This window comes from Streptomyces sp. NPDC001443, from assembly GCF_053597355.1.
On record NZ_JBSFIA010000010.1, the window covers coordinates 1 to 22,174 of the forward strand.

Annotated in this window: 19 protein-coding genes; 15 read left to right on the forward strand and 4 right to left on the reverse strand. The window is 70.8% G+C overall.

Annotated elements, in window-relative coordinates:
• Positions 1 to 101: 101 nt before the first annotated feature.
• The 8 genes from ACWC24_RS13455 (at position 102) to ACWC24_RS13490 (ending at position 13,333) form a co-directional block, all read left to right on the forward strand.
• Positions 102 to 599 carry a hypothetical protein gene (locus ACWC24_RS13455; RefSeq protein ID WP_450662950.1) on the forward strand — a complete coding sequence of 166 codons (498 nt, stop codon included), beginning with the start codon at positions 102 to 104 and terminating at the stop codon, positions 597 to 599.
• Positions 600 to 775: 176 nt separating this feature from the next.
• Positions 776 to 3,196 carry a SpoIIE family protein phosphatase gene (locus ACWC24_RS13460; protein WP_450662951.1) on the forward strand — a complete coding sequence of 807 codons (2,421 nt, stop codon included), beginning with the start codon at positions 776 to 778 and terminating at the stop codon, positions 3,194 to 3,196.
• 304 nt (positions 3,197 to 3,500) lie between these two features.
• Entirely contained in the window at positions 3,501 to 4,193 is a 693-nt protein-coding gene (locus tag ACWC24_RS13465; protein WP_450662952.1) for an endonuclease, read from the forward strand.
• 211 nt (positions 4,194 to 4,404) lie between these two features.
• Positions 4,405 to 5,232: an FAD binding domain-containing protein gene (locus ACWC24_RS13470; protein ID WP_450662953.1), complete on the forward strand. Its 828-nt coding sequence runs from the start codon at positions 4,405 to 4,407 to the stop codon at positions 5,230 to 5,232.
• Complete coding sequence (locus ACWC24_RS13475; RefSeq protein ID WP_450662954.1) at positions 5,229 to 7,946, forward strand: molybdopterin-dependent oxidoreductase; 2,718 nt, start codon at positions 5,229 to 5,231, stop codon at positions 7,944 to 7,946. Before ACWC24_RS13470 ends, ACWC24_RS13475 begins: the two co-directional genes overlap by 4 nt.
• Positions 7,947 to 7,952: 6 nt before the next feature.
• Entirely contained in the window at positions 7,953 to 8,927 is a 975-nt protein-coding gene (locus ACWC24_RS13480; RefSeq protein ID WP_450662955.1) for an antibiotic biosynthesis monooxygenase, read from the forward strand.
• 202 nt (positions 8,928 to 9,129) lie between these two features.
• Positions 9,130 to 11,040, forward strand: coding sequence for a DNA/RNA helicase domain-containing protein (locus ACWC24_RS13485; RefSeq protein WP_450662956.1), 1,911 nt, complete (start codon positions 9,130 to 9,132; stop codon positions 11,038 to 11,040).
• Between the two features lie 178 nt (positions 11,041 to 11,218).
• On the forward strand, positions 11,219 to 13,333 hold the full coding sequence (locus tag ACWC24_RS13490; RefSeq protein ID WP_450662957.1) for a DUF2075 domain-containing protein: 2,115 nt from the start codon (positions 11,219 to 11,221) through the stop codon (positions 13,331 to 13,333).
• Between the two features lie 52 nt (positions 13,334 to 13,385).
• On the opposite strand, the gene ACWC24_RS13495 is transcribed toward ACWC24_RS13490, so the two are convergent.
• Both ACWC24_RS13495 and ACWC24_RS13500 read right to left on the reverse strand, forming a co-directional pair.
• On the reverse strand, positions 13,386 to 13,514 hold the full coding sequence (locus ACWC24_RS13495; RefSeq protein ID WP_220141422.1) for a DUF6408 family protein: 129 nt from the start codon (positions 13,512 to 13,514) through the stop codon (positions 13,386 to 13,388).
• A gap of 612 nt (positions 13,515 to 14,126) precedes the next feature.
• A complete protein-coding gene (locus tag ACWC24_RS13500) occupies positions 14,127 to 14,618 on the reverse strand; it encodes a winged helix-turn-helix transcriptional regulator (RefSeq protein WP_450662958.1) in 492 nt (163 codons plus the stop codon).
• 108 nt (positions 14,619 to 14,726) lie between these two features.
• On the opposite strand from ACWC24_RS13500, the gene ACWC24_RS13505 reads away from it, so the two are divergent.
• Both ACWC24_RS13505 and ACWC24_RS13510 read left to right on the forward strand, forming a co-directional pair.
• A complete protein-coding gene (locus tag ACWC24_RS13505; RefSeq protein WP_450662959.1) occupies positions 14,727 to 15,425 on the forward strand; it encodes an SDR family oxidoreductase in 699 nt (232 codons plus the stop codon).
• A gap of 12 nt (positions 15,426 to 15,437) precedes the next feature.
• Positions 15,438 to 17,018, forward strand: coding sequence for an MFS transporter (locus ACWC24_RS13510; RefSeq protein WP_450662960.1), 1,581 nt, complete (start codon positions 15,438 to 15,440; stop codon positions 17,016 to 17,018).
• A gap of 194 nt (positions 17,019 to 17,212) precedes the next feature.
• Here the strand turns inward: ACWC24_RS13510 and ACWC24_RS13515 are convergent, their stop codons facing one another.
• Complete coding sequence (locus tag ACWC24_RS13515) at positions 17,213 to 17,611, reverse strand: VOC family protein (protein ID WP_450663106.1); 399 nt, start codon at positions 17,609 to 17,611, stop codon at positions 17,213 to 17,215.
• A 93-nt stretch (positions 17,612 to 17,704) separates the two neighbouring features.
• Between ACWC24_RS13515 and ACWC24_RS13520 the strand changes: the two genes are divergently transcribed.
• On the forward strand, positions 17,705 to 18,694 hold the full coding sequence (locus tag ACWC24_RS13520; RefSeq protein WP_450662961.1) for a helix-turn-helix transcriptional regulator: 990 nt from the start codon (positions 17,705 to 17,707) through the stop codon (positions 18,692 to 18,694).
• A gap of 150 nt (positions 18,695 to 18,844) precedes the next feature.
• On the opposite strand, the gene ACWC24_RS13525 is transcribed toward ACWC24_RS13520, so the two are convergent.
• Positions 18,845 to 19,249: an FKBP-type peptidyl-prolyl cis-trans isomerase gene (locus ACWC24_RS13525; RefSeq protein WP_450662962.1), complete on the reverse strand. Its 405-nt coding sequence runs from the start codon at positions 19,247 to 19,249 to the stop codon at positions 18,845 to 18,847.
• Between the two features lie 253 nt (positions 19,250 to 19,502).
• On the opposite strand from ACWC24_RS13525, the gene panD reads away from it, so the two are divergent.
• The 4 genes from panD to ACWC24_RS13545 all read left to right on the forward strand — a co-directional run bounded on the left by panD (position 19,503) and on the right by ACWC24_RS13545 (position 22,131).
• Positions 19,503 to 19,922 (forward strand): aspartate 1-decarboxylase, encoded by a 420-nt coding sequence (gene panD, locus ACWC24_RS13530; protein WP_450662963.1) that lies wholly within the window; start codon positions 19,503 to 19,505, stop codon positions 19,920 to 19,922.
• 57 nt (positions 19,923 to 19,979) lie between these two features.
• On the forward strand, positions 19,980 to 20,327 hold the full coding sequence (locus tag ACWC24_RS13535) for a GNAT family N-acetyltransferase (protein WP_450662964.1): 348 nt from the start codon (positions 19,980 to 19,982) through the stop codon (positions 20,325 to 20,327).
• A gap of 7 nt (positions 20,328 to 20,334) precedes the next feature.
• Positions 20,335 to 20,973: an aspartate/glutamate racemase family protein gene (locus ACWC24_RS13540; protein ID WP_450662965.1), complete on the forward strand. Its 639-nt coding sequence runs from the start codon at positions 20,335 to 20,337 to the stop codon at positions 20,971 to 20,973.
• A 507-nt stretch (positions 20,974 to 21,480) separates the two neighbouring features.
• Positions 21,481 to 22,131 (forward strand): LysE family translocator, encoded by a 651-nt coding sequence (locus tag ACWC24_RS13545; RefSeq protein ID WP_450662966.1) that lies wholly within the window; start codon positions 21,481 to 21,483, stop codon positions 22,129 to 22,131.
• Positions 22,132 to 22,174 lie beyond the last annotated feature (43 nt).

The window sequence follows — 22,174 nt, forward strand, 5'->3', positions numbered from 1 at the left end:
ATGATGGCCGACGCCCGCGGCCGGCTGAAGACCATGGCGACCACCGACGAGGACGCCGCCTTCGCCGAGCTGCTCCAGGTGCAGAGCGGCCGGGGCCCTGCATGGACTGCTACCGGACCGGCGTGCCGGTGAGCGTGCCCGGCATCGCGGCCGAGTCCGCACGCCGGCCCGGACTGGTCACCGCCATGACCGGCGCGGGATACGACTCGCTCCAGGCGGTTTTGGTACGACTGCACGAGCGCTCCCTGGGCGGCCTCACCCTGCTCCGCCGGAGCGCGGGCGACCTGGCGGCGGACGACGTCCACCTCGCCCAGTCCCTCGCCGACTCCGCGGCCCTCGGCCTGATGCACTGGTCGATGGAACCGGCCCGGGCCGACGACGTCATCACCCGCGTGCAGAGCGTCATCGCCGCCAAGGCCACCCTGGAGATCGCCAAAGGCATGATCGCGCAGTACGCGGGCACCACCGTCCGCGAGGCCGCCCGGCTCCTCGACGGCTACGTGCGCGAACGGCACCTCCGCCTCACCGAGACCGCCTACGCACTGGTCGCCCGCGCCATGGAACCCGCCGCCGTCGTCGACGCGCAACCACGTATCTGAGCCCGGATCCGGCGGCCGGCGCCCGGGTGCTGCTCCGGGCCGTCCGGGCCTCACCGCGGCGCCGGGATCCGGGGGCCGGGGCGAACGCCGTACCGGCGGGCGCACGGGATCCGCGACGGTCGGCGAATTCCGTGAGCGGCGGAACAACACGGTCCGGGCGTGGCATGCTCGGGGACGTGGAGAGCGACTTCGCGGCTGCCGACGACGGTGCGACTCCCGACCTGCTGCCGCTGGCGAAGACCGTGGCCAGGCTCCGTGCCGAGATCGCGGATCTGGAGGACCTGGTCTCGATGACGGCGGTCGTCGAACGCGCCAAGGGCATCGTCATGCAACAGGCGCACCTGACGGCGGACGCGGCCTACGAACTGTTGCTCGCCAGAGCCGGACACCGCCGTCGCACCCTCGTGGAGGAGTGCTGGATCATCCTGGGACAGAGCAGCCGGGACTTCGCCGCCGAGCCGCGCCGGGATGACCGTGCCGGTGGCGACGCGGCCCGGGCGGCGGACGTCTCCCCGTTCGGTGCGGAGCAGTACCTGACCACTGCACAGGGCGGATCGGACCGGCCCACGTTCCTGGCCGACCTGGCCGAGAGCCTGACCGGTGCCCGCACACCCCACGAGGTGGCCGGACTGCTGTGGACGTCGCTGCACGCCTCCGAGAGCGTCGACGCCGTCATGATCTACGTCCGGTCGAGCGCCGGGAACCTGGAGCTGACCGGGCACGCGGGCATCGGCGACGCCCTGGCCGAGCAGTGGGGCAGCATCCCGCCCCTGCCGGGTGTGGCCCCGGTGGACGCCGTCGCCGAAGGCACGCCCCTGTGGCTGGAGGAGCCCGAGCAGGACGCGGTCCGCTACCGGCTCATCGAGGATCCGTCCCGGCGGTGGCCCTCCCGTGCGTGGATCCCGCTGCCCGGTGAACAGCCGACGACGACCGTCGTCGGCCTCTTCCGCGGGCTCACCACCCCGTTCGACACCGCGACACGGTCCCGGCTCCTCAAGGCCGTACGGCTGTGCGCCGCAGCCCTGGACGGCGGATCCCACCGGGACCGGCCGGACCCGGACCGGGGGAGCGCAACCACCGTCCAGCGGGTCTTCGACATCCTGCCGGGGCCCGCGGTGCTGCTCCGGCCCGTGCACACGGAGACGGGGGCGGTGGAGGACTACCGGATCGAGGCGGCGGCACCGGAGTCCGTGGACATCGCCGGACGCCGCGGCAGGGAACTGGTCGGGCACAGCATCCTGGAGATGTATCCCACGGTGGCGGGCACCGCGCTGTGGGACGGATACCTCGCCGCCCTCACCACCGGCACGGTCTACGAGAGCGGACCCTTCGACTACGAGGAGGTGGCCTCCGGGGTACCGCGCCGTTCCACCTATTCGGTACGGGCGTCCCGGCTCGGCAGTCGGCTGGCCGTGTCCTGGATCCGCCACGACAGCAGCCTGGAGGAGACCCGCCGCCTGGCCGATCTGCAACGGCTGGGCAACCTCGGCTGGGTGAAGTGGGACCTGACCACGAACACCGTCGTCTGGTCGGAGCAGGTCTACATCATCTTCGGCCGCGATCCCGACCTGGGCCCCATGACCCTGGAGGAACTCCCCGAGCGCGTCGTGCCGGGCGACGTGCCGAGTCTGGGCACCGCGGTCCGGCGGCTGCTCGAGGGGGGAGCCGCCATCGACCTGCCGTGCCGGATCACCGGCGCGCACGGCGTACGGCACATACGGATCGTCGCGGAGACCCGGACCGACGCCGACGGGGTCCCCGTCGAGGTGCACGGCTTCGTCCAGGACCTCACCGCGCTGCGTGACGCCGAGAACGCGCTGGTCAAGAGCGAACGCGCGCTGCTGGTACAGCGCGGTGTGCTCCAGGCCGAGCGGGTACTGGCCACCCGTCTCAGGGAGGCCCTGCTGCCGATCCCCGAACAGCGGATGGAACTGGCGGGACTGCGCGTCCATGTCTCCTACGTCCCCGCCGACACGGGCGTGAACGTCGGCGGCGACTGGTACAGCGCCCTCGAACTCGCCGACGGGGGCGCCCTGTTCGTCGTCGGTGACGTCGCCGGTCACGGACTCGCCGCGGTCGGCGCGATGGCCCAGCTCAGGTTCACCGGCAAGGGCATGGCCATCACGGGATCGGCCCTGCCGGAGGTCCTCAAGCGTCTCAACACGCTGCTGCTGCGCACCGCGGAGGGCTCGTACGCGACGACCGCCACGATGGTCATCGCCCGCTACCACCCCCAGCGGCACCGCCTGACCTGGGCGAGTGCCGGACACCCGCCGCCGCTGCTGATCCGCGGCGGCGAAGCCGTCTTCCTCCCCCAGCCGGTGGGGCTGCTGCTCGGCGCCGCCCGCGACTTCCACTACCACCAGGCCGACCTCGACCTGCTGCCCGGTGACCGTCTGCTGTTCTACACGGACGGCCTGGTGGAGGATCGGGGCGAGGACATCGACAAGGGCATGGAACGGCTCGCCGAGACCGCCCTCGGCCTGCTGCGGGCCGACCCCGGCGCACCGCTCGCGGCCGCCCTGGCCGGGCTGCGGCCGCATCACCGCGACGACATCTGCGTCCTCGACATCCACGTACCGCACACGACCGGGTGAGCGCCGCGTCCGGCGGGCGGGCGACCCGGCCGCACGGCTGCCGGTGCGGGCCCGGCACGACTCAATAGCCGCCCAGCAGCGTCCGTACCCTGCGCAGGGTCTCGGGACCGGCGGAGCTGTGCCGGCGGGAGGCGTCGGCGGGGCGACGGCCCCACAGCAGCAGCACTCGTACGGCGGCGTCGCTCTCGCCGGGAGCCGCATGAAGCGGACCCCCACGGGTACTCGAGGGCGCTGTACGGGGACGGCGGCCGGCCCCGGAGTCCCGTCGGCCCGGCGGCAGCCGATCACGGCGGGTGACAGGGCGATGACCACCAAGAACGACCGGAAGTCCGGCGGACGGGCCCCGCGTACCACCGACGAGGCGGTGGTACGCGCACTGCTCGACCGCCAGGAGCGGACCTACGCGGAGCAGGCGGGCATCCGGCTGCGCAACACACCGGCCCCCCTCTATCAGACCCTGGTGCTGGCGACGCTCCTCAGCGCCCCCATCCGGGCCGGCACCGCCGTCGCCGCCGCCCGAGCGCTGTTCGACGCGCGGCTGCGTACGCCGAGGGCGATGCTGGAGGCCACGTGGCAGGACCGCGTGGACGCGCTCGGCCGGGGAGGCTACCGCCGCTACGACGAGCGCACCGCCACCATGCTCGGCAACGGTGCCGCGCTGGTGCTCGACCGCTGGCACGGTGACCTGCGCCGGCTGCGCGAGGAACCCGATCCGAAGCAGGCCCTGCTCGACCTGCCCGGGATCGGGCCCGCCGGTGCCGACATCTTCCTGCGCGACGTACAGGGGGTGTGGCCGGAGTTCGCCCCGTACATCGACCGCAAGGCCCTGGACGGGGCCCGGCGGCTCGGACTGCCGGCCTCGCCCGGGAAACTCGGCGGCCTCGCCCCCGACCGCGACCTCACCCGGCTGGCCGACGGCCTGGTCCACGCGGCGCTCGACGAGCCGCTGGCCGGCGAGGTGCTCGCCGCGGCCACGGCGGCCCGGCGGTCCGCGTGAGCCGCGAACGGTCGAGAGCGGCGGGCGAGTTCACGGCCACGGGGCGACGCGCCCGGCGTCGTCGCGGCGAACCGGCGACCGTCCTCTGCCGGGCTCTCGTCCCCATACTGCGATAAACTGTGACAAGTGTTCCATCAGCCGGGAATCCACTCCAACACCCCCCGGGGACCGCTGACTTCCCGCGTGTCCGCTGCCCCGTAGGTCGGTTCTCATGGACCTCAACACCATCACCGAAGTAGTCCGCCGACCGTCCGAGCGGCCGGGCGCGGACTGGCACGAGGGCGACGCCTGGCTCGCAGGCGGGACGTGGCTCTACTCCGTGGAGCAACCGGACCTGCGACGGCTGATCGACCTGACGGCGCTGGGCTGGGAGCCCCTCGTCCCGACGGACCGGGGCCTGGAGATCGGCGCCACCTGCACCGTTCGCGACCTGTACGCCTTCCCGTGGCCGGTGCGCTGGACCGCCGGAGTCCTCTTCCGCAGGAGCTGTGAGGCGTTCCTGTCCTCGTTCAAGGTCTGGAACGCGGCGACCGTCGGCGGCAACATCTGCATGTCCCTGCCCGCGGGCCCGATGATCACGCTGACGGTCGCGCTGGAGGCGCGGTACGAACTGTGGGCGGCCGACGGCTCCGTGCGCTTCGTCGACGCCCTCGACTTCGTCACGGGCGACCACCGCAACATCCTCGCGCCCGGGGAGATCCTGCGGCGCGTCACCGTACCGGACTACGCGCTGCGCGGACGCGTCGCGCACCGCCGCTTCACGCTGACCCGGCTCGGTCGCTCGACCGTGTTCCTCGTCGGCACCCGACGGCCGGGCGGGAGCGATCTGTTGCTCACCATCACCGCGGGTACGACGCGACCGGTCCGCATCGCCTTCGACTCCCCGCCCGACGCCCGGACCCTGCGGCAGAGCATCGACGCCGTGCCGGCCGACGTCTGGTTCGACGACCCCAACGGAACCCCCGACCACCGCCGGCATCTGACACGGTACTTCGCCGAGGAGATCCGCCGCGAACTCACGGCCGGTGACCTGGCATGAACTACCTCGTGAACGGCAGGGAATTCGACCGGGAGCCGGCTCCCGGCCAGTGTCTGCGCACCTTCCTGCGCGAACTGGGCCACTTCGGCGTCAAGAAGGGGTGCGACGCGGGGGATTGCGGTGCCTGCACGGTGTGGCTGGACGGCACTCCGGTGCACAGCTGCATCACCCCCGCGTTCCGCGCGGACGGACGCGCGGTGACCACGATCGAGGGCCTCGGACGGCCCGGAGCCCCGCACCCCATGCAGCGCCAGTTCGAGAACGCCCCGGGATTCCAGTGCGGTTTCTGCACCGCGGGAATGATCATGACCTCGGCGACCTTCACCGAGGAACAGAAGGCCGACCTGCCGAGGGCGTTGAAGGGCAACCTCTGCCGCTGCACCGGCTACCGGGCGATCGAGGACGCCGTGAAGGGCGTCGGCGCCGTGGAGACGGCGGCACCCGGCAAGGCCGTCGGCACGAGCGTCGGCGCGCCCGCGGGACACGACGTGGTGACCGGCCATGCCGAGTTCACCATGGACACCCGCATCGACGGCCTGCTGCACCTGAAGGTGCTGCACTCGCCCCACGCGCACGCCCGGATCCGCTCCGTCGACAAGCGCGCCGCCCTCGCGGTGCCCGGCGTGCACCGGGTCTACACCTGGCAGGACGTACCCCGCAGACGCTTCACCACGGCGATCCACACCGACCACCTGGTCGACCCGGACGACACCTACGTCCTCGACGACACGGTCCGCTTCGTCGGCCAGCGCGTCGCCGCGGTCCTGGCCGACACGGTCGGGGCGGCCGAGGAGGGCTGCCGGCGTCTCGACGTCGCGTACGAGGTGCTGCCCGCGGTCTTCGACCCGGAGGCGGCGATGGCCGACGGCGCACCCCAACTGCACGGCTCCCACGACCCGTTCGTCCGCGACCCCGTCCACAACATCCTGGTCGAGCTCCACTCGCACATCGGCGACGTCGACGCCGGGTTCGCCGCGGCCGACGTGATCCACGAAGGCGCCTACTTCTCACCGCGCGTGCAGCACGCGCATCTGGAGACCCACGGGTCGATCGCCTGGATGGAGGACGGCCGGCTGAACGTCCGCACCAGTTCGCAGTCACCATCGATCGCGAAGGTCAAACTGGAGTACCTGTTCGCGCTGCGTCCGGACCAGGTACGGGTGTTCTGCAAGCGCGTCGGCGGCGGATTCGGCGGCAAGCAGGAGGTGATCACGGAGGACCTGGTCGCGCTCGCCGCCCTGGACACCGGACGGCCCGCCTGCCTGGAGCTCACCCGCGAGGAGGAGTTCACCACCGCCTCACCGCGGCATCCCATGACCCTGACGGTCAAACTCGGCGCGAAGTCCGACGGAACGCTCACCGCCTTCCAGGTCCGCAACGTCTCCAACACCGGCGCCTACGGCAACCACGGCGGCGAGACGCTGTACGCGGGCGGTGCCGCGGTCATGATCTACCGCTGCCCCAACAAGAAGTACGACGCCTACTCCGTCTACACCAACACCGTGCCGAGCGGGGCCCTGCGCGGTTACGGGATGACGCAGCCGGCCTTCGCCGTGGAGTCGGCGATGGACGAACTGGCCCGAGCCCTGCACATGGACCCGCTCGAACTGCGGCGGCGCAACATCGTGCGGCCCGGCGACTCCCTGATCGCCCTGCACGACGGCCCCGACGACGTGACCTTCACCGAGGACGGACTTGCCAGGTGCATCGACCTGGTGGGCGACGCCCTGGCCCGCACGGCCGACCGGCCGCCCTCCGGCCCCGACTGGCTCGTCGGCACGGGCGTGGCGAGTTCCCTGCACGAGACCGCGCCCCCGACCGACCACCTCTCCGAGGCCTGGGTCACGCTCGGCGACGATCTGATCTACGAACTCGCCGTCGGGACCGTCGAGTTCGGGGAGGGCACCTCCACGGCCCACGTCCAGATCGCGGCCAACCAGCTGGGCACGACACCGTCCCGGATCCGGCTGGTGCAGTCCGACACCGACCGTACGGGATTCGACACCGGTGCCTTCGCGAGCGCCGGCCTCTTCGTGGCGGGCAACGCGGTCCTGCGGGCGGCGAACGCCGTGCGCGACCGCATCCTGGAGTTCGCCGCGGCCCGCACGGGCGTCCATGTCGTGCTGTGCTCGATGGACGACGACGGTGTCACCTGCGGGGACCGGCGGGTGTCGCTGGCCGAACTCGTCGCGCTGGCCCGCGGGCGCGGCATCCGCTTCCGGGCCGCGCGCAAGGCGTACGGCTCGCCCCGGAGCGTCACCTCCAACACGCACGGGTTCCGGGTCGCCGTGCACCGCGTGACGGGCGAGATCCGGATCCTGCACAGCGTGCAGGCGGCCGACGCCGGGGTGATCATCAACCCGGCACAGGTACGCGGCCAGATCGAGGGCGGTGTCGCCCAGGGCATCGGCTTCGCCCTGACCGAGAACCATTACGTCGACGGCAACGGCGTCATGGTCAACCCGAACCTGCGCAACTACCGCATCCCCACCTACGCCGACATCCCCCGTACCGAGGTCCTCCTGGTGGGCTCGGCGGACTCGGTGGGGCCCATGCGGGCGAAGGGCATGGCCGAGTGCTGCATCAACCCGGTCGCCCCCGCCCTCGCCAACGCGCTGCACGACGCCACCGGCGTCCGCTTCCGCGCGCTGCCGCTGACCCCGGAACGCATCTACGGCCGGCTCCCCGCGGAACAGTCGGTGCCGGCGGGCTGAGCCACCATGGACTCCGAGAAGAACGTGGCCGCCGCGGCCACGGCGATCATCGGACAGAAGGTCCTGCCCGGGATGGACGGGCCGTTCCGGGCGTGGCAGGAGGACCTCAACGCGGCGGCCGCCTACTACCCCGGCTTCCTCGGCGCCGAGATCTCCGCGCCGACACCGCTGCAACCCGACTGGGTCGTGGTGTACCGCTTCGACTCGGTGGCGCATCTCCAGGCGTGGATCAACAGCGGGACCAGACAGACGTATCTCGACGCCGGTGCCGAGTACTTCGACGGCCCGGCCACCCAACAGGTGGTCAGCAGCGGCTCCCAGTCACTGGATCCGCTGGTCACCGTGGTGGTCACCCATCGCGTCCCGCCGAACCAGATCGACAGCTTCCTCGACTGGCAGCGCCGCATGGTCGAGGAGGAGAGCGGGTTCGACGGATTCCGCGGGACCGAGCTGTTCCGCCCCATCGAGGGACTCCAGGAGGAATGGACCACGCTGTACCGCTACGACAACGCCGAGCACCTCGACGCCTGGCTGACCTCGCCCCAGCGACAACGGATCCTGGCCGAGGGGGAGAAGTTCAGCGACTACAAGCTGCACACGATCGACAACTCCTTCGGCAGCTGGTTCGCCTTCGAGGGCAACGGCAAGGAGGCACCACCGCCCCCCTCCGAGACCAGGACCTCCCTCGCCGTCTGGGTAGGCCTGTACCCGACCGTGGTCCTTCTCTCCCTGGCCCTGTCCCCGGCACACCTGCCCCTCTGGATCAACCTCCTCATAGGCAACCTCCTCTCGAGCTTCATCATGAGCTTCCTGACCATGCCCTACTACGTGAACCCGCTCCTCGGCCGCTGGCTGCGCCCACCCCCGACCGAACCACCGAGGAGAACCAACCTCCGGGGCCTGTGCACGGTCGCCGTGGTGATGGCCGTCTGGGCGCTGGTCTTCTACCTGGTCACGGTTCGGTGGTGGACGCTGCCGTGACTTCACCGCCTCGCCCGTCGTGAGTTGTCGGGCGATGCGGTCGGGTTCACCGGTGGCCGACCGTTCGGCGGCCCGTCGTAGCCGCCAGGTACCCTCGACCCCATAGTCGACGCGGCCCGACGGGCTTCCGCTCCGCCCCGGTGGAGTCTCGAAGGACATGCCCCCACCCGCACGAGTCACTTCGTGCTGCCCTGGGGAATCCTTGCTGTTCCGTGCGTCCGCGAGAACCGTCGCCGCCATGGCGCTCGACCGTTCGCTGTACCTGCACCTCACCGACCAGTTCGTCCACATGCACGGCTACCGGCCCGGCCCCTCGGAAGCGCTCTCGTGGGAGCGCAGCCTTCCCGTCCTGGCCGCCGCGCTGAACGACGCGGGTCTGGGCGATGTGGAGGTCATGCTGGAGTACGCGCTCCCGTTGAACAGCAAGCGCGCCGACGCCGTCCTCGCCGGCGTGCACCCGGCCACGGGAGAACCGTCGTACGTCGTGGTGGAGCTGAAGCAGTGGAGCGAGGCACTGCCGCACGAGGACGACCCCACGCTGTGCCACGTGGACCCCTACGCCCACCCGGTCCTCAACCCCATCGAACAGGTCCGCCGCTACTGCGACTACCTGATCGACTTCAACGGGGCGCTGGCCGAGCACGGACACCGGGTCGACGGAGTGGCCTTCCTGCACAACGCCACGGAGTTCGGCGTGTCCGGCCTGCGGGAGATCGAGGGTGCCGGTCATGGACTGCTCTTCACCGGCCAGCGCCGTGGAGCCTTCCTGGATCATCTCCGTTCGAGGCTGAGTGACAGGCACCCCGGAGCTTCGGCGGCGGATGAACTCCTCGCGGGTGCCACGGTGCCGTCGAAGCAGTTGATGTCCGTGGCGGCGGACGAGGTGCGGGAGCGGCAGCAGTTCGTTCTCCTCGACGAGCAGCAGGTCGCGTACCGCATGGTGCTCAACGCGGTGGAGAAGGCGAAACACGCCGACCGCAAGGAGATCGTCATCGTCACCGGCGGTCCCGGCACCGGCAAGAGCGTGATTGCTCTCCAACTGCTCGGTGAGCTGTACCGACGTGGGATCACGGCGCTGCACGCCACGGGCTCGCAGTCGTTCACCACGACGATGAGGAAGGTCGCGGGATTCCGCAAGCGGGAGGTCCAGGAGCTGTTCAAGTACTTCAACAGCTTCATGACCGTCGAGAAGAACAGCCTGCAAGCCCTGATCTGCGACGAGGCCCACCGCATCCGGGAGACCTCGGCGAACCGCTACACCCGTGCCGAACACCGAACGGGCAGAGCCCAGATCGACGAGCTCATCGATGTCGCCCACGTCCCTGTCTTCTTCCTCGACGAGCACCAGGTCGTGCGCCCGGGAGAGATGGGCACCGTGGCCGACATCAAGGCGGCAGCCGCGAAACGGGACATCCCGTGCCACGTCGTTCCGTTGGACAGCCAGTTCCGCTGCGGCGGCAGCGACGCCTACCTGCGCTGGGTCGTCCGGCTCCTCGGCCTGGAGCCCGGCGGACCGGTCGTCTGGGAACCTGACGACCGCATGCAATTGCTGGTCGCCGACAGTCCTCAGGAGATGGAAGAGCTCCTCGAGCAGCGTCGTACCCGGGGTTTCGGCGCCCGCATGTCCGCCGGCTACTGCTGGCGCTGGTCCCGGGAACCCAAGCCCGGTGATCCGCTCCCGCCTGACGTCGTCATCGGTGACTGGATCCGCCCCTGGAACCTGCGCGGCGAACGTTCGGTGTCCGGCGCGCCCCCGGCCGCGCTGTGGGCCACCGACCCGGCCGGCTTCGGCCAGGTCGGCTGTGTCTACACCGCGCAGGGCTTCGAGTACGACTGGTCGGGCGTCATCATCGGCCCGGACCTGGTGTGGCGCGGCGGCCGTTGGATCACGGACCGAACGGCGTCCAAGGACCCGGTGTTCAAGAAAGCCACCCCGGACGCCGACGTGGACCGCCTGATCCGCAACACCTACAAGGTGCTGCTGACCCGGGGCATGGTCGGCACGATCGTGTACTCGACCGATGCAGAGACCCGGGAGAAGCTCCGGGAACTGGTGTCCGGCAGACCGGAGCCACGGCCTGCCACGACCGAGGAGCCCCTTCTGCCGCGATGAGCGCGTGATATCCGGCCATGATGGCCGTGCTTCCAGCCGACGGACGTGTCGCATGTGCCGGAAGGGGCGGTCGCTTCCTTAGGATCCAAGGCGTCATTGCGGCCCGACGGGCTTCCCCACGTGGACATGCCCCCATCCGCACGAGTCACTCGTGCCCTGGGGGATCCACCTAGTGCCCATGCTCCTGCTGAAACTGGCAGCGCGGGATCTGCTGAACCTGAACTCGAGGCGCCGTATGGTGCCCCATCTCGCCGCCCGATGGAAGCACTTCCTCAGCACCGACGCTTCGTTGACCGAACGCTCCGCCTGGGCGGAGAGCCTGGTACACCTTGCCGAGGATCTGGTCGCCGCCGACCGCGGGAACGTCGAGATGGTCGTCGAGTGCGCGGCCACGCTCGACGAGACCGACCGTGCCGGGGACCCGCGGCTCATCGACGTCGTCCTCGTGGGCCATCATCCCGAGCAGAACGGGTTGTCCGTCCAACTCGTCGAGCTGAAGCGGTGGTCGACGGTGACCAGGGTGGAGCGAGCCACCGCGGAGCTGGTGCATGTCCCCGGCATGGGGGAGAAGAAGCATCCCGCGCTGCAACTGCGCGAATACTACGAGGCGTTCACGAGCGACAGAGGGCCGCTGCACGGCCTGGACTTCGAGTGCGGCGGCTTCGCCTACCTGCACAATGCCACCGACGCCTCAGTGCTCCCGCTGATCGGCGTGGATGCGCCGACCGGTTCCTACGCCCGCGTCTACACGAACGACCGTCGTGCACAACTGCTGTCGGACCTGCGGAGCGCCTTTGCTGCCGACGGTGCCGACTCGGCGGCCGAGATCCTGTTACGGAGCATGGGCCTGCGCAACACTCCGCTGCTCGACGCCATGATCCGCTCCAGCGGCGAGGACACGGTCTTCACCCTGCGCGGCCGTCAGAAGAAGGTCGCGGACCAGATCCTCGACACGGCCTCCAAGGTGCTTCCCGACCCACAGCAGCCCGCGCTCCTCCCCGACGAGCGGCGGGTGGTGTTCCTCGTCACGGGAGGTGCCGGCACGGGCAAGAGCGCCATCGGCCTCCAGCTCAAGGCCGAACTGGAGGCGGAGGGCCGCACGGTCAAGTACGCGAGCGGCAGCAGGGCCTTCAACGGAGCTCTGCAGGAACACGTCGGTTTCGGCGACCGGGAGTTCAAGGAGTCGTTCACCTACTTCAGCAACTTCGTCACCCCGCCCGACCCGCCTTTGGACGTGCTGATCTGCGACGAGGCCCACCGTCTGCGTGACCGCTCCACCAACCGCTTCTGGAAGCCCGAGAACTGGGGCACCAAGCCTCAGGTGGACGAACTCCTCGACGCCTCCCGGTTGACGGTGTTCTTCCTCGACGAGGGGCAGTCCGTGCGCCCGCAGGAGGTCGGCACCGTTGCTCTCGTGGAGGACGCGGCACGGCGCTACGACGCACACCTGGCCCGTTACCGTCTGCGGGAACAGTTCCGGTGCGGCGGCAGCGACGCCTACATCCGCTGGGTGCGTGGAGTGCTGGGAGTGTCCGACGCGGAGCCGGAGCCGTGGACCCCGGACGGACTGATGCACGTCGAGGTCGTGGACCGCCCGGAGGAACTCGAGCGGATCATCCGTTCCGAGGCCGGGGCGGGAGCATCCGCGCGTATGGTCGCCGGATACTGCTGGCCCTGGACGAAGCCCATGGGCAAGGAGAAGCGACTTGAGCCCGACGTCCGGATCGGTGACTGGTGCCGGCCGTGGAACGCGGATAGCGACTCCTTCTGCGAGAACAAGACCGTCCCGCCTTCCAAGATCTGGTCCGTGCACGAGAACGGCCTCGGCCAGATCGGCTGTGTGTACACCGCGCAGGGGCTGGAGTGGGACTGGTGCGGCGTGATCATGGGCGAGGACATGGTGCGCCGGGGCGATCGTTGGGTGTTCCGCCGGGGCAAGGACCGGGCGGACAAGGAAGCGGGCGTCAAACGGGTCGCCGTTCCCGGATCGTTCGATCCCAAGGTGAAGCCGAAGAGCGTGGACGACGACGAGTTCGCCCGACTCGTCCGGCATGCCTACCACGTGCTGATGACCCGAGCGAGCCGGGCGACCGTGCTCTACTCCACGGATGAGGAGACCCGGAACTACCTGAAGGAGCTCGTCGGCGACGTCGAGATACATGGTCTGCGACCCACATGGGAGAACCTGCCGGAGCAGGCACGGCAGCCGCATCTGCCCCGTCCCCTCCGAGGGCGCCGCCGCAGGAAGCGTCAGAAGAAGGACACCCCGCCCGGAGAGCTGCGTATCTTCTGAAACGGTGGACCGGTAGGTGGAGTGGCGGGCTCCCGGGCCCGCCACCTGCCGGTCAGAAGACCAGGCGCGCTACCACGGTAAGGGCCGTCACCAGCAGATTGGTGATGACTCCCACCGTGACGTCGACCAGAATCTGACGAATCCGGTCACGACGTGCAAGCTTGTACTCAACGGGGTTCATCGGTTTCCACTCCTGAGCGTGAGCTGGGAATGGCAGGGATCGCCCTACCGGGCATCCGCAGTCACACCGCGTGTTGCACGCGGTGGAGACCACTCGTCGCTCATCGCCGAGGACCGGCACCTGGAACACCGCCGACGTACCCTCCGGGAAGGTGCGCAGCGGGTGACCACGTTAGTGCACGCGCCAGTTGACGCGGATCGATTTCGGACGCGGCTTGTGCCTCCGTCCGGACGTCGGACGTGATGGCGCCGTACCGGACGGCGTCGATCGCGATGACACCGACTGGGCGGAGTTTGCGCGTCAAGGGTCTGACCACGGGGAACGGTCGCCCTTTGCGAGACACGAGAAGCGGGGAACAGGCATGCGGGAAGGCTGGCGGGTCACGCTCACCGAGGCCTCGCCGTCGCTACCGTTGCTGCCCGCCTGGCCGATTTCGACAGCGCTCGCGCGGTCTTGTCGGAGCCTGTGGGTCTTGTCGGCTGAAGCTGTTCCGGCTGAGGCTTGACCGTGGGGTGCGGGTGATCTCGTCGCGGTCATGGCCCCCGGTACCCGCCACGAGCCGGCCGTCGGCGCCGGCCCGCCAGGGCGTGCCCCTGTGCCTCCCCGGGCGGTTCAGCGGCTGTCCGGGCCGACGCGGACGAGGCCCGGGCCGGCGTCGACGAAGGAGTCACCGACCGGCACGTCGTGACCTGCGTCGCAGCGGAGCACCGCGTGCACCTCGGCGCCGCAGTTCTCGTGGCGTACGACCACGGGAGGCCCTTGTTCGTCCGCGGCCCAGGCGTCGCCCCACTGGCGCAGCGCCACGATGACGGCGCGGAAGTCCCGGCCCTTCTCGGTCAGTTGATAGGCGTACCGGGTCCGCTGGCCGGGCTCCTGGTACGGGACGCGCTCCAGGAGGCCGGCGGCGGTCAGCTCCTTCAGGCGCGTCGCGGCGGCGGGTTCGCCGATGCCCACGCGCTTGGCGAAGTCGTCGAACCGGCGCGTGCCGAAGAACGCCTCGCGCATGATCAGCAGCGATGTCCTGTTGCCGACGATCTCCAGGGTCCTGGCGATGGAGCAGTTGTCCATGGACCAGGCGTCCCGTTCCTCCAGCAGGTCCTTCATCTCTCCGCCCTCCGCCTGACTTGCCTCATCTGAAGTCAGCCTATACCGTCGAAGCTGACTTCTTGATTCGTAAGTCAGCCTGGATGAGCGCATCCCACAGGAGGAATGATGGACATCAGCACCGCAACCGTCCTGGTCACCGGGGCCAACCGCGGACTCGGCCGAGCACTGGCCCAGGAATTTCTCGCGCGTGGCGCCACGGTGTACGCGGGGGCCCGTCGGCCGGACCTGATCGATCTGCCCGGCGTGAAGGCGGTACGCCTCGACATCACCGACCCCGCGTCCGTCGCCGCGGCCGTCGAGGAGGCCGGTGACATCACGGTGCTCGTCAACAACGCGGGCAGTTCCACGGGCGCGGATCTGCTCACCGGCAGCTGGGACGCCGTCCGCCTGGAGATGGAGACCCACTACCTGGGCACCCTCGGCGTGATCCGGGCCTTCACCCCCGTGATCGAGTCCCGGGGCGGAGGCGCCGTTCTCAACGTCCTGTCCGCGCTGTCGTGGATCAGTTTTCCGGCAGTCGGCGCCTACGCCGCCGCCAAGTCCGCGGAGTGGAGCCTGACCAACGCGGTGCGCCAGCAGCTCGCGCCCCGTGGCATCAGCGTCTCCGGACTCCACGTCGGCTACATGGACACCGACATGGCCCGCCATGTCGACGGACCCAAGACCGACCCGGCGGACGTCGCCCGCGCGGCCGTCGACGGCATCGCCTCCGGGGCTGCCGAGATCGTCGTCGACGACAGCAGCCGCCAGGTACAGGCAGGCCTCTCCGGTGGCGTCGCCGCCCTGTACCCGCAGTTCGGCTGAGACGAGGACACCGTGACCACCACTCCTGTCCCCGCCCCGGGCCGGCTCGGGCCGGCCGGCCCGGGAACCGGTGTCCGGCCCGCCCCGGACCGGTCCTCCCGGCCCGCCGCCGCCGTCACGCTCGTCGCGATGTGCCTGGGCGCCATGACGACCTTTCTGCTGATCACCGCTTCGGTCTCGGCGCTGTCGGCCATCCAGGACGACCTGCACGTCTCGCCGACCGGCCTGGTCTGGATCCCCTCCGCGTACACCCTGCTCGTGGCCAGCCTGGTGCTGTCCGCGGGCACCATCGGCAACCTCTACGGCCGCAAGCGCGCCTTCGTCACCGGCGCCGCGGTCCTGATCATCGGTTCGCTCGTCGTCTACACGGCGGACTCGGTGGGAGGCGTCATCGCCGGCCAGCTCGTCTCCGGCCTCGGCGGCGCCCTCGTCCTGCCCAACAGTCTGGCCATCCTGGGGGCCGCCTTCCCCGACCCCCACCGGCGCACCGAGGCCATCACCGTCTGGGTGGCCTCGTCCGGCATCGGGCTCGCCGTCGGCCCGCTGATCGCGGGAACCCTGCTGGACCACTTCCACTGGAACACGGTCTTCCTGTCGACCGCCGTCCTCGCCGTGGTCACCATGGCCGCCGCCGTCCTCGTCGCGGAATCACGTGGCCCCAGGGGCAAGCTCGACGTCCCAGGACAGGTCCTGGCCGTCCTGGGCGTCGCCGCCCTCGTCTACGCCCTCATCGAAGGCGGACACGACGGCTACACCAGCCCCCGCATCCTCACCGCCTGGGTCGTCGCGGCCGCGGCCCTGACCGGGTTCGTCCTCGTCGAACGTGCCGCACGCACCCCCATGCTGGACATCACCCTGTTCCGGTCGACGTCCTTCAGCGCGGTCATGTTCGTCGCGGCCGTCTCCCTGTTCGGCTTCACCGGACTGGCCATCCTGTCGGTGCTCTTCTACGAGCGCGTCCAGCACCTGTCCGCGCTGGACGTGGGATGGCGGCTGCTGCCCTTCTTCGGCAGCTACGTCATCGTCAGCTACGCGACCGGACGCGTCATCCGCCGCACCGGCTTCAAGCTCCCGCTGACCCTCGGCTTCCTCGTCGGAGCCGCCGCCACGGCCGGACTCACCACGCTGGATCCGGCCACCCCCTACGCCCGGGTGTGGTGGCTGTTCGCGCTCTTCGGAGCCGCGAGCGGGATGGTCGCCGCGCCGAGCACCGCCGCCGCCCTGGTCAGCGTCTCCCACGAACGCGCCGGCATGGCTTCCGGAGCCGTGAACGCCTTCCGGCAGATCGGATCCGTCACCGGCACCTCCCTCCTCGGCGCACTTCTCGCCGGCCGGCTCCAGTCCCGGCTGCCGAGCAGGCTCGACGCGCACCACGTCCCCCGCGCGGCCTGGCCCGCCGTCGAGCACGCCGTCTCCACCGGCGGCAGCGGCCACCGAGCGGCCCCGCCGAGCGTGACCGCCGCGGTCGGCGACGCCTTCACCTCCGGAGTCCACGTCGGCATGACCGTCATCGCCGCCGTATTCCTGTGCGCGGCCCTCGCCTCGGCCCTGCTGATACACAACCGACCGCACCACACCACCGCCACGGTGTGAGTCCGGAGACACCCGGCGACTCTCCAGCTCCACGTCAGCGACACCGCGACGGGCCTGGCGCGACCCGCACAGCCCTTCGGGGGGCAGTGGTGCGTATTGGTGTCCTCTGCCGGTGGCGCTCCTGGACTCGGTGGCCGCGTTCGTCGGGAGCTTCGGGATCGCAAGGTCTCCCGTGTGGGCGGCTGTGCGTGGCGTCAGCGTGTGAACTTCTCGATGGCCGCCGGGGTGACGGGGGTGAAGAAGTTGACGAGGTTGCCGTCGGGGTCGCGGAACAGCAGCGACCGGTTGCCCCAGGGCATCGTGGTGGGCTCGGTGACGAAGTCGGTGACGAAGCCGGTCAGGTTCCGGTGAACGTGGTCCACGTCGTCGACCAGGAACTCGGTGATCACGCTGTGGTTGTCTGCCGGGCGGGCAGAGCCCGGGGCGAACAGCGGGACGGTGCGGGTGCCGGCGATCGCGAGGGTGGCGCCCGCGGTCTTGAGTTCGGCGAAGTCTTCGGTGGCCCACGTCGCCCGCGCTCCTGTGGCTCGCTCGTAGAACTCGACGAGGCGTGCCACGTCGCTGGTGATGATGCGGATCGAGACGAAGTCCATGGGAATCTCCTTGGCCGTGCTGAAGGTGTGCATGTCGCAGGCTAGGAGAAATAGTGGACAGAATCGGTCCTGTATTCGCGTTAGGCTGCGGACATGTCCCGACCCACCGGCCGCGTGCTGACACTTCTGGAGCTGCTGCAGTCGGGCGGCACCCGGACTGTGGCCGAGCTCGCCGACCGTCTCGGCGTCGAGGGGCGCACCGTGCGGCGGTATGTGGACCAGCTGATCGACCTGGATGTGCCCGTGGAGTCGGTGCGCGGCCGCTACGGCGGGTACCGGCTGGCCCCCGGGTACCGCTTGCCCCCGCTCATGCTCAGCGACGACGAGGCGCTGGCCGTACTGCTCGGCCTGGTCGCCGGCCGCCGGGCAGGGCTGACGACGACGCAGCGCACGGCGAGCGAGACGGCATCGGCGAAGATCCGACGGGTACTGCCCAAGCACCTCGCCCGTCGGCTCGAGACGCTTCTGGAGGCTCTCGCCTTCACGGATCAGCCCGGCGAGTTCGACACCCCGGACGCCGGGGTCCTGCTCACCATCGCCGATGCGGTGCGCCACCGCCGACCGGTCTCGATCCGCTACACCGACCGCGACGGACGGCGCAGCGAACGCACGCTGCACGCGTACGGGATCGTCGCCCACGGGGGCCGGTGGTACGTCACGGGCAAGCACGCCCAGATCGGCGAGGACCGAACCTTCCGGCTCGATCGCATCGCGGACGCGCGGACCCTGCCCGGCTCGTTCGAAGCACCCGTGGGTCCCGGTCCGGCACAGCGCGTGTTGTCGGCGTTCGCCACGGCCGAGTACCGGCACGAGGTGACCTTGCGGATCCACGGGACGGTCGAGCAGATCCGCGCCCGCCTTCCCGCCGGCGTCGCGAGCCTGGAGGAGCACACGCCCGTGGCAGGCCAGGACCGGGCGACCGAGCGCTGGCTGCGCGTCGAGCTGCGGGCGGAGCGGCTCGACTGGCTGCCTCCGGTACTCGCCTCACTCGACCGGCCGTTCGTCATCGAGCGTCCCGATGAATTGCGTGAACTGGTCACCGCGTTCGCCGATCGCCTCACTTCCTACGCCCGCCATGCCTGACCGCGAGGAACCAATGTCACGAGATGGCACATCCAGCAGGTTCTTCGTCTCCTGGTGGTGCAGCGGTTGCACCTGAGCCGCAGCGGAGCCGTTCGGACGCCGCGGAGGCGGAAGCAGGAGCGGCAGCGAGGAGCACGGCGGCCACGGGCACTAGGCCTTGCTCCACCCGGTCGTGCCGGAGTACGAGTCCAGCAGGTCCACCACGAAGACCAGGGTCGAGCCCGGCGGGATCAACGGCGAGGGCGACTGATTGCCGTATCCGAGACGCGGAGGAACGATGATCTCGCGCCGACCGCCGACCTTCATCCCCCTCACCCCCCGGTCCCAGCCCTTGATGACCTTGCCGCCGCCCAAGGCGAACTTGAACGGCTGGCCCCGGTCCCAGGAGGCGTCGAACTCCTTCCCGGACTCGAAAGTCACCCCGACGTAGTGGACCCTGACCACCATGCCCGGCTTGACCTCGGCCCCGTCACCGACGACCAGGTCCCGGATGGTCAGCTCGGCAGGAGCGTCACCCTCCGGAACGTCTACCTCGGGCTTCGTCAGTTCACTCATCGCAGCCTTGTCACTTTCTGTCGGAGGCCGTCGGAGGCCGTCGGACCAGCCGGGCGCATGGGCACTCCATGCGGCAGACGGCCACGCTATCGAGAGAGCCGGTCCGCGCCTCCTCTTCTCGATCGTGGCCCTTGCTCACCACGGCGACAGCAAGTGAGTCCACCCCTTCGGGCCCAAGGCGTGTCGATGTACAGTGTGGGCCGCCCTTGACCTGCAAAAGCAGGCAGGGAGCAGACAATTCGGGAGTTTCTCCGTGCTTCGTACCATGTTCAAGTCCAAGATCCACCGTGCCACCGTCACCCAGGCCGACCTGCACTACGTGGGATCCGTGACCATCGATGCCGATCTTCTGGACGCGGCCGATCTGCTGCCCGGTGAGCTGGTCCACATCGTCGACATCACCAACGGCGCCCGCCTGGAGACGTACGTCATCGAGGGGGAGCGCGGGTCCGGGGTGATCGGGATCAACGGGGCCGCGGCCCATCTGGTGCACCCCGGCGACCTGGTGATCCTCATCAGTTACGCTCAGGTCACCGACGCCGAGGCCCGTGCCCTGCGCCCGCGGGTCGTGCACGTGGACGCCGAGAACCGGATCGTGGCGCTGGGCGCCGACCCGTCGCAGCCGGTGCCGGGTTCGGACCAGGAGCGCAGCCCGCAGGCGGTCGGTGCCTGACCGCGGGAACGCCGGAGAATCCGACCGTACTTCGAGCCGTACTTCGAGGGGGAATCCATGAGTGACATCGAGATCCGTGACGACCGGACGGCCGGGCGCCTGGAGGCGCTGGCCGCCGACGGCGAAGTGGCCGGCCGCATCGAGTACTTCGTGCTGGAGGCCCCCGCGCGGGCCCTGGTGCCCGTGCACACGATCGTCGAACCGGCCCACGAGGGCAAGGGCGTCGCGGGCTCGCTGGCGCGCGAGCTGTACGTCATCGCCGCCCGCGAGGGCGTCCCGGTGGCCCCGCTGTGCCCGTACGTCGTCAAGTGGGCCGAACGCCACCCCGAGGAGGCCCCGGCGGCCGACCCGGCGCTGCTGCGCGCGGCGAAGGACTGGCTGATCGCGCACCCCGGAAGGTTCTGAACCGCCCGTGCTCGCGCTCCTGCACACCTCGCCCGTCCACGTCCCGGTCTTCGACGCCCTGCGCGACGAGACCCGTCCGGGCCTGGAACTACGGCACTTCGTCGACGAGGGACTGCTGGAGCGGGCCCGCGCCATGGGCCCGGACGACGTGGCGGCGGACGTACGCGCCGCCGTCGACCGTGCCGTGGCCGGTGGCGCGCGGGCGGTGCTGTGCACCTGCTCGACCATCGGCGCCGTCGCGGAGGCGTACGGCGCCGAGGCCGGCGTCCCGGTCCTGCGCGTCGACCGTCCGATGGCGGCGGCCGCGGTGGCGGCCGGGTCGCGGGTCGTCGTCCTCGCGGCCCTGGAGAGCACCCTCGGCCCGACGGCGGCCCTGATCGAGGAGGAGGCCCGCGGCGCCGCCCGGCCCGTCACGGTCCGCACCGTGCTGGTCGACGGCGCCTGGGCGTGCTTCGAGGCGGGCGACGGCGAGGGGTACGTACGGCTGGTCGCGAAGGCGGCCGACGCCGTCACCGACGCCGACGCGATCGTCCTGGCCCAGGCCTCCATGGCCCCGGCCCGGGAGCTCGCCACCACCTCGGTGCCGGTGCTCGCCAGCCCGCGGCCGGGCCTGGCGGCCGGCGCCGAGGCCGCGCGGGGCGGGTGACCTCGGCGGGTGACCGCGGCCTCGGGTGAGTGGCGGCGCGGGCACCGGGTACGCGGGGAGTGGTCCAGAGCCGAGGTCCACCGACTCGCCGGAGGACGCCATGCAGCAGCCAGCACCGCACCCCGATCCGGTCCCGCCCGCGCCGACGCCGGGTCCGGACCCGCAGCGTCCGGATCCGTCCCCGGAGCCCGGCCCCGGGCCGGAGCCGCCGTTCCCGGACCCCGCGCAGCCGCCCGAGCCGTTCCCTGACCCCCTGCGGCCTCCGTCCCCGGTCCCCGCTCCGCCCCCGGCCCCGACCCCGCCCGGGCCACCGGACCCCGAGCCGGCGCCGGGCCCGCCGGAACCCTCGCCCTCCCCGATCCCCCCGGGTCCCGAGCCGGTGCCGAACCCCGAACCGGGCCCCCCGCTCACTTGACGGACATCCAGAGGCGCCCGGAGACGTCCATCCCTGCCCGATGCCGGGCAGGATCATGGCTTTCGGGTGGCCGGAAGCCCTAGGGTCGTCGCGTGATCGACTTCTCCGCCCTCTGGGGCTTCGCCGTGATCGTCGGCCTGCTCACCCTCACGCCGGGCCTGGACACCGCGCTCGTGCTGCGGACCGCCGCGCTGGGTCACCGGCGCCGCGCCTGGGGCGTGGTCCTCGGCATCCAGTGCGGGACCATGGCCTGGGGGATCCTCACCTCGCTGGGCGTCACCGCCCTGCTGACCGCCTCCGAGCTCGCCTACGCGATCGTCCGCTGGGCGGGCGCCGCCTACCTCGTCTGGATGGGCGGACGCATGGTCTGGGCCACCCGGCGCAGCGCGGGTGATCCGGCAGGGGAGCCGGCCGGAGAGCCGCAGGAGGCCGACGGCGCCCCGGACACGCTGACCGGCGGCTGGCGGCAGGGCGCGCTGACGAACCTGCTCAATCCCAAGGTCGGCGCGTTCTACGTGGCCGTGCTCCCGCAGTTCGTCCCGGCGGGCAGTTCGCATCTCGCGATGGGCGTCCTGCTCGCCGGAACCCATGTCCTGCTGGGCGCGCTCTGGTCGGCCGTCCTCGTCGGCTGTGCCCACCTGCTGCGCGACCGGCTGCGCCGCCACTCCACCCGGCGCCTGCTCGACCGGGTGACCGGCACGGTCGTCGGCGCGTTCGGCATCCGGCTCGCATTCGGCGACTGAGCGAGCCGGCGCACGCGTGCCGTCGCCGCCGCACACCGGCGCC